Origin of the sequence: Wolbachia endosymbiont (group A) of Chalcis sispes (genome assembly GCF_964026765.1) — a bacterium.
In the GTDB taxonomy this organism is placed as follows: Bacteria; Pseudomonadota; Alphaproteobacteria; order Rickettsiales; family Anaplasmataceae; genus Wolbachia; species Wolbachia pipientis.
The window spans coordinates 1,005,368-1,021,087 of record NZ_OZ034697.1; the positions used below are offsets into that span (position 1 = coordinate 1,005,368).

11 protein-coding genes are annotated in these 15,720 nt (G+C 34.3%); 3 read left to right on the forward strand and 8 right to left on the reverse strand.

Going from position 1 to position 15,720, the window contains the following annotated elements; genetic code table 11:
- Positions 1–17 precede the first annotated feature (17 nt).
- Positions 18–2,093, forward strand: a complete 2,076-nt coding sequence (locus AAGD72_RS05110) for an acetyl-CoA carboxylase biotin carboxylase subunit (RefSeq protein ID WP_341814720.1) — start codon at positions 18–20, stop codon at positions 2,091–2,093.
- Here AAGD72_RS05110 and AAGD72_RS05115 read toward each other — a convergent pair.
- Genes AAGD72_RS05115 through AAGD72_RS05140 form a run of 6 tightly spaced genes read right to left on the reverse strand, consistent with a single transcriptional unit; the run spans position 2,042 to position 6,645 of the window.
- Entirely contained in the window at positions 2,042–3,070 is a 1,029-nt protein-coding gene (locus tag AAGD72_RS05115; protein WP_253303034.1) for a COX15/CtaA family protein, read from the reverse strand. The two genes, AAGD72_RS05110 and AAGD72_RS05115, sit on opposite strands and share 52 nt — an antisense overlap.
- Positions 3,052–4,650, reverse strand: a complete 1,599-nt coding sequence (locus AAGD72_RS05120; protein ID WP_341815139.1) for a glycosyltransferase family 2 protein — start codon at positions 4,648–4,650, stop codon at positions 3,052–3,054. Before AAGD72_RS05120 ends, AAGD72_RS05115 begins: the two co-directional genes overlap by 19 nt.
- Positions 4,651–4,664: 14 nt before the next feature.
- The gene (locus tag AAGD72_RS05125; RefSeq protein WP_065094793.1) at positions 4,665–5,141 is read right to left on the reverse strand and encodes a hypothetical protein; all 477 of its coding nucleotides are present in this window, start codon (positions 5,139–5,141) and stop codon (positions 4,665–4,667) included.
- 8 nt (positions 5,142–5,149) lie between these two features.
- Complete coding sequence (locus AAGD72_RS05130) at positions 5,150–5,629, reverse strand: hypothetical protein (RefSeq protein ID WP_065094794.1); 480 nt, start codon at positions 5,627–5,629, stop codon at positions 5,150–5,152.
- Positions 5,630–5,632: 3 nt separating this feature from the next.
- The gene (locus AAGD72_RS05135) at positions 5,633–5,860 is read right to left on the reverse strand and encodes a F0F1 ATP synthase subunit C (RefSeq protein ID WP_006014985.1); all 228 of its coding nucleotides are present in this window, start codon (positions 5,858–5,860) and stop codon (positions 5,633–5,635) included.
- 59 nt (positions 5,861–5,919) lie between these two features.
- Positions 5,920–6,645 (reverse strand): F0F1 ATP synthase subunit A, encoded by a 726-nt coding sequence (locus AAGD72_RS05140; RefSeq protein WP_155968396.1) that lies wholly within the window; start codon positions 6,643–6,645, stop codon positions 5,920–5,922.
- A 229-nt stretch (positions 6,646–6,874) separates the two neighbouring features.
- Between AAGD72_RS05140 and AAGD72_RS05145 the strand changes: the two genes are divergently transcribed.
- Both AAGD72_RS05145 and pheT read left to right on the forward strand, forming a co-directional pair.
- The gene (locus tag AAGD72_RS05145; RefSeq protein ID WP_010962582.1) at positions 6,875–7,138 is read left to right on the forward strand and encodes a hypothetical protein; all 264 of its coding nucleotides are present in this window, start codon (positions 6,875–6,877) and stop codon (positions 7,136–7,138) included.
- Between the two features lie 112 nt (positions 7,139–7,250).
- Positions 7,251–9,590: a phenylalanine--tRNA ligase subunit beta gene (gene pheT, locus AAGD72_RS05150; protein WP_341814721.1), complete on the forward strand. Its 2,340-nt coding sequence runs from the start codon at positions 7,251–7,253 to the stop codon at positions 9,588–9,590.
- On the opposite strand, the gene AAGD72_RS05155 is transcribed toward pheT, so the two are convergent.
- Together AAGD72_RS05155 and ileS are read right to left on the reverse strand one after the other, a co-directional pair.
- Positions 9,581–12,301: a hypothetical protein gene (locus AAGD72_RS05155; protein ID WP_341814722.1), complete on the reverse strand. Its 2,721-nt coding sequence runs from the start codon at positions 12,299–12,301 to the stop codon at positions 9,581–9,583. The genes pheT and AAGD72_RS05155 overlap by 10 nt on opposite strands.
- Positions 12,302–12,369: 68 nt before the next feature.
- Positions 12,370–15,681, reverse strand: coding sequence for an isoleucine--tRNA ligase (ileS, locus tag AAGD72_RS05160; protein ID WP_341814723.1), 3,312 nt, complete (start codon positions 15,679–15,681; stop codon positions 12,370–12,372).
- Between the last annotated feature and the right edge of the window lie 39 nt (positions 15,682–15,720).

The following is a 15,720-nucleotide window of genomic DNA, read 5'->3' on the forward strand; positions in this document are numbered from 1 at the left end:
GAAAGTATACTCATACGATGATAGAAAAGAAGTACAGTAAGATTTTAATAGCAAACAGAGGAGAGATTGCCTGCAGGATTATCAGAACTGCCCATAAGATGGGTATATCTTGTGTATGCATATATTCGGATGCAGATGTAAATTCTGTGCATGTAAGACAAGCAGATGAGTCAAGATATATCGGCCCTTCGCCATCTTGCCTCAGTTATTTAAACATTGAAAAAATATGTGAAGTAGCAGTTGAAACAGGTGCTGAGGCAGTTCATCCTGGCTATGGTTTTTTAGCAGAAAATCCAGATTTTCCACGTGCTCTTCAAAAACATAATATAGACTTCATCGGCCCCAGTGCAGAAACAATAGAAGTTACAGCCAACAAAATAACAGCAAAAGAAGCGGCAAAAAAAGCTGGAGTGAATGTAGTGCCAGGATATATGGGTAAGATTAGCAACGCTGCCCACGCAGCTCAAGTTGCTGAAGAAATTGGCTTTCCGGTTATGCTTAAAGCTGCATCAGGCGGTGGTGGCAAAGGAATGCGAATTGTAAACTCCAAAAAAGAAATTGAACTAGCATTTACATCAGCCACAAATGAAGCAGAGAAAAGTTTTAAGGATGGCAGTATCTTTATAGAGAAATATATAGAGTTGCCAAGACATATTGAAATACAAATCATAGCAGATAAATATGGCAATATAGTTTGTCTTGGAGAAAGAGAATGCTCGATACAAAGGAATAATCAGAAAATAATAGAAGAAACGCCAAGTCCATTCATTAGTGAAGAAGTAAGACAAAAAATGTATGTTCAATGTGTTTCTCTGGCAAAGCAAGTTGGCTATTTTTCAGCAGGCACTGTTGAGTTTGTTGTAGATAAAGACCAAAACTTCTATTTTCTTGAGGTAAATACGAGATTGCAAGTTGAGCATCCAGTAACAGAATTTATAACTGGAATAGACATAGTAGAAGAAATGATTAGAACTTCCTGTGGAGAGAAATTGAGATTCAATCAGGATGATATTAAACTTACTGGTTCTGCAATAGAAAGTAGAATTTGCGCTGAAGACCCATCGAAGAAATTTTTCCCTTCCAGCGGAAGAATAAAATATTACGATAAACCGGGTGAAAATGATTATGTAAGAATAGATGATGGAGTTGCTGCAGGTTCAGAAATTAGCACGTTCTATGACTCAATGATTGCAAAAGTTATAACATATGGAAAAGATAGAGTAGAAGCGATTAGCAGAATGCAAAAAGCATTGTCTGAATGCTATATAGAAGGAGTAACAAATAATATAGAATTTCTAGAATCCATCTTCCATCACCCAAATTTTATCGCAGCAAAGCTCCATACGAGATTCATTCCAGATCATTACCCTAGTGGGTTTCACGGCGATTTTGTTGCAGAGGAGTATATTAAAATATTTATTTTCACTGCGTTATATGTTCATTTGGAAAATGAAGAAAGGTACCATCATAAAGCAGTGAATGAAACATCTCAGGTGTCATTCCAGTGCGTGACACTGGAATCTAGTAAAAAAGAAGGGGCACCAGTATCAGCTACTCGGATGGCAGGTGACCGTGCAAGAGATTTATTCATAGTGAATATAAATGACAATGAGTACTCCGTAAATGCAAAATACCAAGATAATATATTAATAACAGTATATAATCACAATAAATACTCCGTTATAGGCAAGTGGAAATCAAGTTATAGATTGCTATATATCACAATTAATGACGATACCAATATAGCACTTAAAATAGAAAGACAAGGCAGCAAGTACTTCATAAGACATGCAGGTATGAAAGCTGAGTGTTGTATATTAAAACCTCATGTAGCTGAATTAAGTAAGTTAATGCTAAATAATGAAACAGAAGGGATTTCAGCAGATGCTGTAAAATCCCCAATATCTGGTTTATTAGTTAAATTGCACGTAAATGTAGGAGATCAGGTGGAAATAGGACAACCTTTATTTGTGGTGGAGGCAATGAAAATGGAAAATATCATATGTGCTGAAGCAGCAATGGTGATAAAAAATATTCCCGTTCAAGAAGGAAAAAATGTGCAGATTGGTGATGTAGTCTGCTTCCTTAAATAACACAAGAAGTATAAACTTGACCCAAACAAGATAAATGAAAACACTTGATGAGCTATGGCAATGGCTATCGGTATGTGCAATAATAGAGTAATTACACCTAAAATGATCTGAATGACGACGGAGAGCAGCATAATATATACCGGTTTTATGCTAGCATTTTTTACTGTGAGTATTACTACCAAAGTTAGTATTAGCAATGCCAGTGCTCGATGTATAAATTGCACTGTCGCTCTGTTCTCAAAGATATTCAGCCATATAGGCTGTAAGAAAAATAAATCTTCTGGAACGATTTGTCCGTCCATTAGTGGAAAGGTATTGTAAATCAAACCAGCATTTAATCCTGCAACAAATGCACCGAAAATTATTTGTATTACAATTAGGACCAAAATCATCCTTGCGTAGTATATAGTGTTACCACTAACCTTAAGTTTTGTTTGTTGTGGCCTTATCTGATAATCAAAAAATTGATATGACAATAATGCAAAGATAACTAATGCTAATAATAAGTGAAGTGCGAGCCTATAGTGGCTAACATGAGGCTTGGCTACCAAGCCGCTTTTTACCATATACCAACCAGCAAAAGCTTGCAGCGCTCCAAATAACAAGACTATCAATAGCCTTATTATTACCTTTTTAGATATTTTTCTTCTTAATGTAAAATATATAAATGGCAGGACAAAAACTAAACCTGTTAGTCTTGCAATTAATCTATGCACATACTCTATTAAGTATATAGCGCGAAACTCCTCCATACTCATACCATAGTTGAATGCTTTATACTCAGGTGTAGCTTCGTATTTTAATTTTTCTTGTAGCCAGTCTTGCTCATTCAGTGGTGGTAATGTTCCAGTGATGGGTTTCCACTCCGTGATTGACAATCCCGCTCTTGTAAGTCTGGTAAATCCACCAATTCCTACCATAAGAATTACCATGACCGAGCAGAGAAAAAGCCAAATGGCTACAGGTTTTGCTTCCATAAACCATGTTTAGTTTTGTTCCATCGCTCAGGGTAAAGAATAAACTCCCACAAGGCAAGAAAAGCTGCAACACTATGTAGCAGACTATAGACCGGAAAAAATATCGATACTATATAAAAATAAAAAGGCATCTTTTGCTGTTTGACAGCTATTACCAAAAGAATCAGGTTAGTAACGTATACCACTACAAAGTAGTACAAAAATAATCCATTTAAAACTTTAGTTAATATCAATGAAAGTAGTAAAAATGGAGTAGTAAAAAATATAAAAGCTGCAGAACCAACAAAAAGATTCAATAGCAAAATTCCCTTAAATCCAGTGTGTTTATAAAGTGACTTTATATTTTTTAAATGAACAATATAAGTTTGCATATAGCCTTTGATCCAGCGCGCTCTTTGCTTAATCCAAGCAAATACAGCAATTGGTGACTCTTCCAATGTTTCTGAGTCAATCATCCTGGTTTTATATCCCATTTGCGCAAGTCTCAAACCGAGGTCAGCATCTTCGGTAACACTGTAAGCATCCCAGAAAAACACTTTTTTTAGAATTTTTACTGAAAAATGATTACTGCTACCACCCAAAGGCATCGGCATGTTCATTTTTTGGAATCCAGGCAATAAGTATTGAAACCAGTTCATATACTCCAGAGAAAAGAATTTTGTGAGAAAATTATAATCACAATTGTAGTAATTTAATTTCGCCTGTACACAGGCAAGCTTATCGTCGTCCTTATTAAATTCAATCAGTGCTTTTTTTAACTGCAATGGGTCTGGTTTATCGTCCGCATCATATATTACTGCATACTTTCCTCTAGCAAAGCTCATAGCATAATTGCATGACTTGGCTTTTGTTCTAGGCAAAGAATGAGGCACTTTTATTACTTCAAAATACTGCGGTAAAGTGTACTTTTCTATAGCTGCTAGCGTTTCTTGGTCATCACTTTCTACCTGAAGCTTCACATCTAATTTTGATTTTGGATAATCCAAACTTTCAATGCTTTCGATCAATTGCTCTATCACTGCACTTTCTTTAAAAGCAGGCAATAAAATAGTATATATAGGAAAATCTTCTTCATTCAGCTTACTATAATCCACTTTTTGGTTGGAGGTTTCACATAAGCTAAAAACTGTAGCTATAAACTTGAATAAATAACTAGAACATCCGATTATAAATATCAACATCAAAGCAAAATATGTATATTTCTCTGTTAGTGTTAAAATTGAAGTTACAATAAAGAAAGAAGCAAAAAATATTGAGCTTAGTTTAATGCTTTTAGCTGAAAAATTAGGATTCTTGTAATATAAGTAGTTGCTTGCAAATTCTGAAATACCAAAGTGCGAGTTAAGAAGATTTAAAATCTGTTCGCTATCCACTTTTATTAATACATAGTCAATACCGTAATGAGCTTCGACCCAACGGTTGATATCTCGGCTTGTGTCTTCAACCATAAAAAAAGTAGTATTATTTAATTTTTGCCAAGGAATTATATTAAATTTATAGTAAAAAAGTTTCTCTGGCTCTTTGCACAAACTAGAATCAAACTTAATTTTTTCTACATTATCAGCTTGAAGTATAGGCAATTGTTGCATTGAACCTAATGCAATTTTTTATTTAAGTCACGTGAAAATGAAGATATGACCTCGCTACTACGCTTATCATCTTTACGTTCATGCATTATTTTTTTTACAGCATCAGCAGCTATATTCGCTGTGTTAGCCTGTAAATCTCCAAGAGCTTTTTCAACTTGGTCAGTGACTTTCTTCAAGTTAGAATGGGCATTGTCATCTAATGTCTGATCTAGCTGCTGTCTATTGTGCTTAATGATACTATTAGCTTTATCAAGTGCTTCATTCATCATTTTATTAACTTCTGCATCTAATTCTTTGTATTTTTTAGAAGATTTTTTGTAATACTCCAACATATCTTTCCTGAATTTTTCAGTTTCTTCACTTGAAAATTTGCTTTTGTTACGCTTATTGTTAAGCGCATTTTTTATCACTTTCTTTAGCAATTTATACGAAAGGACAAAACTTACCAAGAAGGCAAGACCGATAATCAGTGATGTAGACATAAAAACCCCTAAAATTCTTTGGACACCAAGTCAGCAATAAATTCCTCTTCAATTTCAGAATTAGTCAATTTAGTATAATAAATTAAAGCAATACTAGTAGCCATTTGTTTTAACTGATCAGTATATTCAGATTTAAATTCTGCCACTTTTTTTTCAATAAGCTTGCTCTTTTTTTTATCTTCCTCTTCTAATATATTCTTAACATTAGCTCTCATTTCTTCTACCTGAGCAAGTGCATCATCTATGATTTTTTTTGCCTGTATTCTAGCTTGGTTTAAAGCGGCATTATACTTGGCAACCTGATCTTCCGTGAGTCTTAAAAGATGAACAGAACTATTAAAAGAATCCAATACTTCTTTACTTCTAGTGCTTATTATTTCATCTAACTTTGGCAAAAATAAACAACTTACTACGAAAAAAAGTGAAGAGAAAAAAATTAAAAACCAAAAAACTTGAGAAAAGAAGGTTGAAACATCAAGCTGTGGCATCTGTTAAGCAGCAAATATTAATAACATTGCAAGTACAAACGCAAGCAATCCCATGATTTCAACCATGGCAGCACCAATATAAACATAACTTTTCATTTTACCTTCTGATTCAGGGTTTCTCGCAATCCCATTTAACATAGCAGAGAAGATATTAGCTATACCTAAACCAGCGCCGAGCATTCCAAACACAGCTAAACCAATTGCTATAAATTTTAAAGCTACTAAATCCATATATTACCTTTAATTATTTCTTTATAATATAATTGTAAAATATTCTACAAGGAAGTCAATTACTTTACTGCATCTGACAAATATACACATGTTAATATAGTAAATATATAAGCTTGTAAAATTGCAACAAATACTTCAAATCCTATCAATGCAATTATGAACAAAAACGGCGCAGGAGTGAAAAATATGTTCATATTTACAATAAACCCTGCTATCACTTTGATGATTGTATGACCAGCAATCATATTTGCTGCAAGCCTTATTGATAGGCTAACCGGCCTTACTAAATAAGCAAACAACTTAATAATAATTATTATAGGTGCAAGCCACGAAGGAGTTCCTTTTGGTAGCAATATGCGTAAAAATTCTACTCCCCTTTCTTTAAATCCAACAATCGTTATATAAATAAAAACCACCATCGATAAAGCGAAGGTGACTATCACATGACTTGTGACCGTGAAACTATAAGGAAGAACACCAACTAAATTACACGATAAAATGAAAATAAACACTGTAAATATCAATGGAATGTGCTGCAAGCCTTTGCTTCCAGTGTTATTTTCTATTATTGAAATAACAAAATCATATACATACTCAACTGCAGCTTGCAAATATCCTGGTATTACTGCCCCCTTCTTTATTCCAAAAAGCAAAAAGAGTATCACCAATATCACCGAAATCATCGTGAAAAGAGATGAATTGGTAAAGCTTACGTCATACCCAAATAACCTAGGTAACTCTATTACCGTATATACTTTAAACTGTTCCAGCGGATTTAATGCCATTTTAATCTGAATTATAAACAGTAAATAAAGTATGAATTTTATAGGACAAAGTCAAGAATTAAGATAAGGCTCTGTATTATTATAACATTAACATATTAACAAAATATGTAATTAGAATGTTAATTACAGTCAGCTCTGTATTTTAAAATTTACTAATCTTGTTAAATTATTCAATATCTTGACTTAATATCTTATTTTGATTATAATTTAATTTTTAGTGAGGTATATAATGAACGAAATAGATTTTATTAACACTAATCATCCTTTAAATTTGGAGCAGGAATTTGGTAACGGATACATCGAATCAGTAGATTGTTTCCTTGACGAAGATACTCGCGATTATTACATAGGACTCAACAATGCAATAATACACTTCTTTTTTGATGGTAACATTGATGAGGATGCCTGGGATTATGAAAGTCTTAAATTCTTTCTGGAGATAGATTTAAAAGGTGATATAGAAAAAATTCTTTCTCTTCGCAAGAAGATATAAAGTTACAAAAGCTTCTACATCATAAACAATGATGTAGAAGTATTCCACTACAACAAGCTTTAAAAGCACTACATTTTATATTACAATAACTTTTTCACTTCTTTTTAGGTCCATGAAATTCACATTATCTTGGTTATTAGAACACTTAGAAACCAATGCTAGTTTAGAAGAAATTACCGATAAATTAACTCACATAGGGTTAGAAGTAGAAGATGTGATCGATAATTCCAGATTGACTGGGTTTATTGTTGCAGAGGTATTAGAAGTCGTACCTCATCCAAATGCTGATAAATTAAAATTATGTAAAGTAAATGATGGAAGTAAAATTCTACAAATAGTCTGTGGAGCAAACAATGTTAGAGAAGGTATGAAAACTGTACTTGCATCTCTTGGTAGCACGTTGCCAGAAAGTGATCTCACAATTAAGTCCACAAAAATACGAGGAATGCTAAGTGAAGGGATGCTCTGCTCTGCTTCTGAACTTGCGCTGGTTCAAGAGGAAAGTGAAGGAATAATCGAGCTTTCCGATGATTATAAAGTAGGGGATAAATTTTTCAATTGTGACCCTGTAATTGATATAAATGTTACTCCAAACCGTGGAGATTGCTTAGGCATTTATGGAATAGCTCGCGACCTTGCTGCAACTGGAATTGGGACATTAAAGACTTTAAGCATTCCACAACTTACCAGCTCCATAAATTCACCAATCGATGTTGAAGTTACTGACGGGGAAAGTTTTATTAGTGGAATATACATCGCCAATGTAAAAAATCAAGAAAGCCCAAAATGGTTAAAAGATAGGCTGGAATCGATAGGAATGCGCTCCATTTCTGCAATAGTTGATATCACGAACTATATTATGATATCTTTCAGCCGCCCAATGCACGCGTATGATGCAAAAAAAATAGAAGGAGAGCTCACAGTACGCAAAGCAAACGACGGAGAAAAATTTGCTGGTTTAAACGGTAAAGAATACTTATTAAACAAAGACATGAGCGTTATTTCTGATGATAAAAATATTCATGGAGTTGCTGGAATTATAGGTGGTAAGTGCAGTGAATGTACTCTTGAAACTACCAATATTTTTTTGGAATTAGCTTTGCTCGATCCAATCTCTATTGCTAAATCCTCAAGGGAGCTGAGCATCTCCACAGACGCTAGTTACAGATTTGCACGTTCAGTTGATCCTGGATTTACTTTTGATGGACTCAACCTTGCAGCTAAAATGATTCTGGACTTATGTGGTGGAGAAACCTCAAGCGTAGTGTCTGCTGGCAGCTTAGATAGTGTTGACACCAAGGTGAGCTTTGATTATCAGGATGTGAACAAGTTTGGAAGTGTGTCTGTATCGCCTGATGAGGTGCTTGATATCTTAACGAAACTAGGGTTTAATATTGATAAAAAAACCGAAGGCAATTGGAATGTACAAGTACCAAGCTGGAGACCGGACGTGACAATACCGGCTGACCTAATTGAAGAAGTAACAAGAATATACGGCTATGACAAAATAAAAGAAGAACCACTACCAAATAATGTTGAAGAAGTAGATAGTACATACGACAATTTGCGTATTTTGATGACAAACAGAGGGTTTCATGAAGTGCTAACCTGGTCGTTTATGAGTGAATCAACAGCCGAAAAATTTGGTTACTCGAATAAGTTATTTATCATCGATAATCCGTTTAACAATAACTTTAATATAATGAGACCAAGTATTATGCCAAATTTATTGCAAGTTACTGCTGATAATATTGCCCACGGAATATCTGATCTTGCAATCTTCGAAATTGGGCCGATTTACGATGGTGAAGCTCGGTCTAAACATGTCTTAAGTGGAATAAGAACAGGAAATAATTTACCGCGAAACCATTATAATACTGATAGGAAAGTAGATGTTTTTGACGCAAAGGCTGATTGCATAGCAGCTTTGGAGTTTTTTAACGTCAATTGTGATAATTTAACGATAGAGAGAGCAGAAAAAGAACATTATCACCCAGGAAAGTCAGGCACTCTCTCTTTTAAGAATAAAGTAGCAGGTTATTTTGGAGAGTTGCATCCTAATATATTAGATCTTTTTGACATCAAGCAAAAAGTTGTAGGTTTTGAGGTGATATTAGAAAATATTGAAAATTTACCTGTAAGTAGAAAGAAATTTATTGACTATAAATACCAAAGTGTAAAACGTGATTTTGCATTTATAGTAAATAAGGATGTGGAAGTAGGTAACATAATCAATGTGGTAAAAAAAAGCTCAGAGCTCATCACAGAAGTTTTGATATTCGATGTATACCATGGAAATAATATAGAACCGAATAAGATGTCTATAGCGTTGTCAGTTACTTTTTGCTCTCCAATCCACACTTTAACTGAAAAAGAGATCCAAAAAGAATCAAGTGCTATAGTTAATTTAGTATGTGAAAATACCGGAGGAACTTTGAGAACTTATCGTTGAGTCACAATCATAGTTTCCCGCCGTTGCTGTGTCACACTTACTTCATCCAATTTATTTCCAATATTGAATTCAATATCCTTGAAAAATCTATCCCACATTCCATGCAAATGCTCTTCTATTTTAGGCCACACATCATTTTTAAATGTTACCCCATCATCAGAAAATAAATTACCTAAAAAGGCTCCAATACCTTCATAATTTGACTGAAAACATTGAAGAAATGTCTCTCCTTCTTTATAAGTATTATGTGCCACATTTAACGCTTTTCTCTCTGTAGTCTCTTTATAAGCATTTGATGCTCCAATCTTTATTGCACCAAACATAACTTTACTCCAGTTCTTAACTTTCTGTATACAACCTTCACTATTTCCTGGTATATTATTTATTATATTTTTTGTCAAATTGTCTATCAAAGGAGACAATAAATTTTGACTAAAATGTTTGATATTATCTTTTGTTTTAATTACAGGATATTTGATGCGTTTTTCTGCTAAACAGTACTCCAGTTCTGCTCTTTCTAATAACTTCTTGATTTCTTTTTCATCAAAAGTTTCAAGCTTGAATACCTTCAGTAAATCATCTTCTATTACTGCAAATTTTATTTTTTCACGAGACGTTAGTTCTTCTTTATAATCATTTTTTGTTTCTTCATTTATCAATAATTCTTTTTTGCCTAATTCTAACTGTTTTAATGCTTTCAGAATTTCTTCATTCCTTTTTAAGAGCACTTCTATTGATCTTGTACCCGGATGCCCTTTTTCCCTGTTATTTTGTTCAGCTTGTAAACGCTTATTTTGATCTTTGAGTGTTTGTTCTAATGTAGATTTTTCTAAATGTCCTTCATCTTGCACGCGAAAAGCTTCAATTATTTCTGCTAGACCTGATTCACCATATTTTCTTAATTTCTTGCATAAACGTAAAACACCCTTTTTTTGTTCTCGAAGTAACCTTTGCACTTTATATTTTTTTATTTCTAAATACATCTTTTCTATAAAGTCATTTATTTTAGCTGAAGCTTCCTTATCCGATGGAACCTTTACTTTTTTTTCTAAATCTTCAAGCTGCTTCCTTAGGCTTTGCTTCTCCTTATCCGGTATATCTGATTTACTTAACTTACCTTGAACTTTTTTCATTACTGATTTTATCAGCCTGCGCTCAATCTCTTGATCATCATATTCGAATTTAAAAAGGTCTTCTAACCCCCTTTTTAAGGTGTCATTTGTTAAGCTACTGTTTTCATGTATTTCTTTTAATTTCTTATATATATCGTTACACCTTGTTTGACCTATTCCTCTTAAACGTTCAATTTCTTCTTTCGCATTACCTAAGGCTTTCTCTGTTGCTTGGAGATGCTTATTTTTATAAATATCAATTACTGTCCTTTTAACTATTTCGCCTTCCTTTATAAGCTTTTTCCATTCCGCCTCATGTACAGAAAATTCATCATCTTTTGAGTCTTCTACTTCCATTCCTGCGTTTTTCAAATCTTCTATTATAATCTCTTTTCTACTTGGTAATTCCTTACCTTGGCTCTCTAATTCCTGTCTCACTAAAGAATTTTTTATCTCATCTTCCAGCGAAAAATCTTCTCCCCGTCTATCTCGCTGAAACTTAATTGCTTGTATAAAGGCAACTTGATAAGCACTTTGTATTAAGTGACTTGTCAAATTAGGACCTATACTATCTACCACTTTCGACTTGAATTCGTTCAATAATTCCTTCAATTTATCATATGTAATCTCTTTCTTTTCTAGCTTTATCAGTTCTTCCATAGTCTTCGCAAATTCCTGAATAGAAGTTGCAAGCACATCCTTGATTTCATTGCGTAAGGGCTTAAGACCATTTTTTAAATTGATGTTAGTTGACAATTTCAGTACGATGCTATGCTCTGAATCACGCGTCACATCAAACCACTTGTTATTTTCATTTTCATACAAATCTCTAAGCAATCGTTTAAATTGCGGTGGAAATTCTATTTCCATATCCCACGCAATATTTGGTCCAGTAACTTCCTTTTCATGAAAAGACACCTCAATATTTTGATGCTTATTAGAATACCGCCCCATACTTATTTTAAGAGCAGTAACTAAAGAGTGAGATAAATCTCTATTTAAAAGATAAAAAGTAGCCAAAGCAATTGTTGCAGGAACAACTAAGGCTACAAGTACAGCCATATTAACAAAAATTGCTATTGCAGCAAGAACACCATATGCCAATCTTTTTGGCACGCCAGTTTCACTCTTTTTTGTCTTATCTTCCCCTACACTGTCTTGTGTCTTGCTGTTTGCTTGAAATCTACTGCATACGACTAATCCCAGTGCAGTAAAAGCAATATAAGGAAGCATTAAAACTGACAGAGCTAAATTTAATATTTTCTTTTCTGGGCAAGTTCTATTTATTTCCTTAAATATTTCGCTTGATATATTATACCAGGAAGTAAAAAAATCAGAGTTATAATCTTTATAATGAAATATACTGAGTGGAACGTTAAAATTAGCTAACGGCTCTTGTTCTTCCACAGCATCAAAAAATTCTTCTTCCTCTTCTGAAGTAGCAAGACCTAAATTATTCCCTTCTTCTACATTAGAAACAGCTTCCATAGCATCAAAAAACTCTTCTTCCTCCTCCAAAGTAACAACAGATTCTGCTTTACCTAAACCACCACTATTGTTAACAACTTCTTCATAATCATCTGCAACAGCTTTATTCATATTATAACCTTATCCAATTACCTTAAGTATAGCATAAATACTGACAATCTTGCAATTTTATTAAAAATTTAACGCTCAATACTAACACTTAAATCCTGATATTCCTTAGAATAGAAGTTAGTTCCAATTTCTGTATTAATGTCCAAAGATAAGGCAAGGGTCTGCTCTTTTATATATTCAAACCACGTATTTATTGCTTCCTTAATTTTCTCATCTTCTGTTTTGATTATTACTCTGATTCTATCTGATATATGAAAATCAGCTTGTTTTCTGGTTTCTTGAATGAGCCTCACGACATCTCTCGCTAACCCTTCTAGAATTAATTCATCATTTAGTTCAGTATTTAGAATGACAACTCCTTTGTTGTTATCAAACACAGCAGAATATCCACTATTTGCTTTTAACAATAGTTCATATTCGCCTTTTTCTATGATGTAATTTTCTGACTCATTACCTAAAAAAACTTGCTCATTTTCAACTTGCTTCCATTTTCCCTCTTTGACATATTGAACTAGTTTCTTAATTTTATCTGGTATTCTCTTTCCAAGCAGCGGAAAACTTAGCTTTAACTCTAGTGATGCAATATCTTCAAGTCTGTTTACTAACTCCAGTTTTTTTACATTTACCTCATCTTTTATCATCTCCTGGTACTCATTTGAATCTGCAGTACACTGGATCCCAGTGTCAGCTACTTGGATAACAGGAGAGAACTCTGGGATGACAGAAAACGGCTCACCTTCAAGAAAACTACAGGAAGACTGATGATAAATGATCATACTGCCAAGTGGCTGTCTGATACGTATGTTAAAAGTGTTTCTAATAGAGAGTGCAGAGTTGCATATCTCTCTCACCAAATCCATCTTGGCAATGAGCTGACTATCAAACTTCTCTAATTGTGGAAAATTAGCCAAATGAACAGATGTTTCTTCATACTTAAGCCCTTGCCATATATTCTCTGTTATAAGTGGCAACAAAGGAGCTGCAGCTCTTAGTATGTAATAAAAAACCGTATATAGAACATTATAAGCATCAGTTTTATCCTGATCCAAATCACTTTTCCAAAAACGCTCGCGACTGCGACGAATATACCAATTATTTAGCACTTCAAAAAAGTTCATTAAAATTTTGCAAGCCTCTTGGGAGTTATAGTTGTTCATAGAAGCTTGGATACCTTCTACAGCTTCAAAACACTTGGAAATCATGTAACGATCAATAGTGCTTTGATAATCCTTACAAACTTCAGCTTTAATCCCATCTGCATTTGCATACATGGTAAAAAAGTGATAGCTATTCCAAATAGGTTTTATTACGTTTTTCAGAACATCTCGTATTGAGTTTCCTTCTTTATCGAGTAGCAAATTACCACCACAAACAATAGATCCAGAAAGCATAAGAAAACGCAGCGCATCAGAACCGTATCTATCAAAAACCTCCATTGGATCTGCATAGTTATTCAAACGTTTGGACAATTTTTGCCCTTTTACATCCAAAACAACACCGTGGCATATGCAGTTCTTAAATGGTTCCCTATCAAACAAAGCAGTGGACAATACAAAGAGCGTATAAAACCACCCCCTGGTTTGCGCTATGTATTCAGTGATAAAATCCGCAGATTCAAACCACTCCTTATTTTCAAACGGATAGTGGATTTGCGCAAATGGCATCGAGCCAGATTCAAACCAGCAGTCAAACACGTCAGGTACACGGCGCATAACTGATTTTCCTGTTGGATCATCAGGATTTGGTCTTGTTAAAGTATCGATAAATGGTCTGTGCAAGTCGTCTATTTTAACATTAAAATCTCTTTCCAGTTCTTCTATTGAACCATATACATCTACTCTTGGATATCTCGCATCATCTGATTTCCATACAGGGATTGGCGTACCCCAGAATCGATTGCGTGAAATTGACCAGTCGTGTGCCCCTTCAAGCCATTTTCCAAATTGACCATCTCTAATGTGGTTTGGTATCCAATTAACTCTCTTATTTAGCTCTACCATTCTGCTTTTGAATTTTGTAACAGCAACATACCAAGAAGGCATAGTGCGATAGATCAAAGGAGTGTCAGTTCTCCAGCAGTGTGGATAATTGTGAATATATTGCTCAGTTTTAAACCAATTCCCTTGCTCTTTTAATTTTTTTATTACTGTATCATTGGTATCAAAAACATGAACCCCTGCCAAATCTGAAACTTCAGCAGTAAATTTTCCACTGTTATCAATTGGACAAATAACTGGAATATCATGGCTTTGGCAAAGGTAAAAATCTTCCTCACCAAATCCAGGAGCAGTATGCACAACGCCAGTACCGTCTTCTCCTGTAACATAATCAGCAATAAAAACGCGAAATGCATTTTTTGTGTCTTTAAAATAGTCAAACAGTGGTTTGTAAGAAAGACCTGCAAGATCATTCGCTTTAAGTTTTATATTGCAGTTTTCATATGGAATATTGTTTTGTTCAGAGTGGCTGATAAATTTCTCTAGGTAACTTTCAGCAAAGATATATATTTCATTAGGTTGATTTGATGTCACTTCAGCATGCAAACATTTATTACCTTCCTGGATTCCAGCTTCACGCGCTGCCAAAGAGTGGACTGACACTGCACAATACTTGATGTCCTTTCCTATCGCCAAAGCTAAATTGCTCGGCAACGTCCATGGGGTTGTAGTCCAAGCAAGTAATTTGCACTTTTGTTCAATATTTTTAAATTGCTGTGGGTTTTCTAAAAGCTCAAATGCAACAGTTACAGCTTTGCTAGTCTTTTCTCTATACGCGTTATCAAGCCTTGTTTCAAAATTGGATAATGGAGTTTCGCAAGCCCAACTATATGGAACAACGCGTACTGATTCATATACTAAGCCCTTATCATAAAGCTGCTTAAATGCCCACATGACCGACTCCATGAATGATTTATCCATAGTCTTATAGTCATTGTGAAAGTCTACCCACCTTGCTTGCCTATTGACATACTTCTCCCATTCTGATGAAAATTTCATTACAGAAGTACGACAATGATTGTTAAATTTATCTATACCAAACTTCTCTATCTCAGTTCTACCAGATATTCCAAGTTCCTTTTCTGCACCCATCTCAGCCGGCAATCCATGGCAATCCCAGCCAAATCTACGTTCAACCCTTTTTTGAAGCATAGTTTGATATCTTGCAAATGCGTCTTTGATGAAACCAGTGAGTAAATGTCCATAATGCGGAAGTCCATTTGCAAACGGAGGCCCATCGTAAAAGACAAAACAATTATCCTTGGAACGTTCTTCAACTGACTGCTCAAAAACTTTATTTTCCTGCCAAAATTTTATGATTTCCTTTTCTAACGACGAAAAATCAGGATTACTTACTGTATCAGGATAATGCTTTGACTTCATGTTCGCTATGTAAAACTAAAGAATATAGGGCTTTCTGAA

Coding starts and splice junctions, on each gene's coding strand:
- AAGD72_RS05110 (WP_341814720.1), top strand. CDS start 18: ATGATAGAAAAGAAGTACAGTAAGATTTTAATAGCAAACAGAGGAGAG.
- AAGD72_RS05115 (WP_253303034.1), bottom strand. CDS start 3,070: ATGGAAGCAAAACCTGTAGCCATTTGGCTTTTTCTCTGCTCGGTCATG.
- AAGD72_RS05125 (WP_065094793.1), bottom strand. CDS start 5,141: ATGTCTACATCACTGATTATCGGTCTTGCCTTCTTGGTAAGTTTTGTC.
- AAGD72_RS05130 (WP_065094794.1), bottom strand. CDS start 5,629: ATGCCACAGCTTGATGTTTCAACCTTCTTTTCTCAAGTTTTTTGGTTT.
- AAGD72_RS05135 (WP_006014985.1), bottom strand. CDS start 5,860: ATGGATTTAGTAGCTTTAAAATTTATAGCAATTGGTTTAGCTGTGTTT.
- AAGD72_RS05140 (WP_155968396.1), bottom strand. CDS start 6,645: ATGGCATTAAATCCGCTGGAACAGTTTAAAGTATATACGGTAATAGAG.
- AAGD72_RS05145 (WP_010962582.1), top strand. CDS start 6,875: ATGAACGAAATAGATTTTATTAACACTAATCATCCTTTAAATTTGGAG.
- pheT (WP_341814721.1), top strand. CDS start 7,251: ATGAAATTCACATTATCTTGGTTATTAGAACACTTAGAAACCAATGCT.
- AAGD72_RS05155 (WP_341814722.1), bottom strand. CDS start 12,301: ATGAATAAAGCTGTTGCAGATGATTATGAAGAAGTTGTTAACAATAGT.
- ileS (WP_341814723.1), bottom strand. CDS start 15,681: ATGAAGTCAAAGCATTATCCTGATACAGTAAGTAATCCTGATTTTTCG.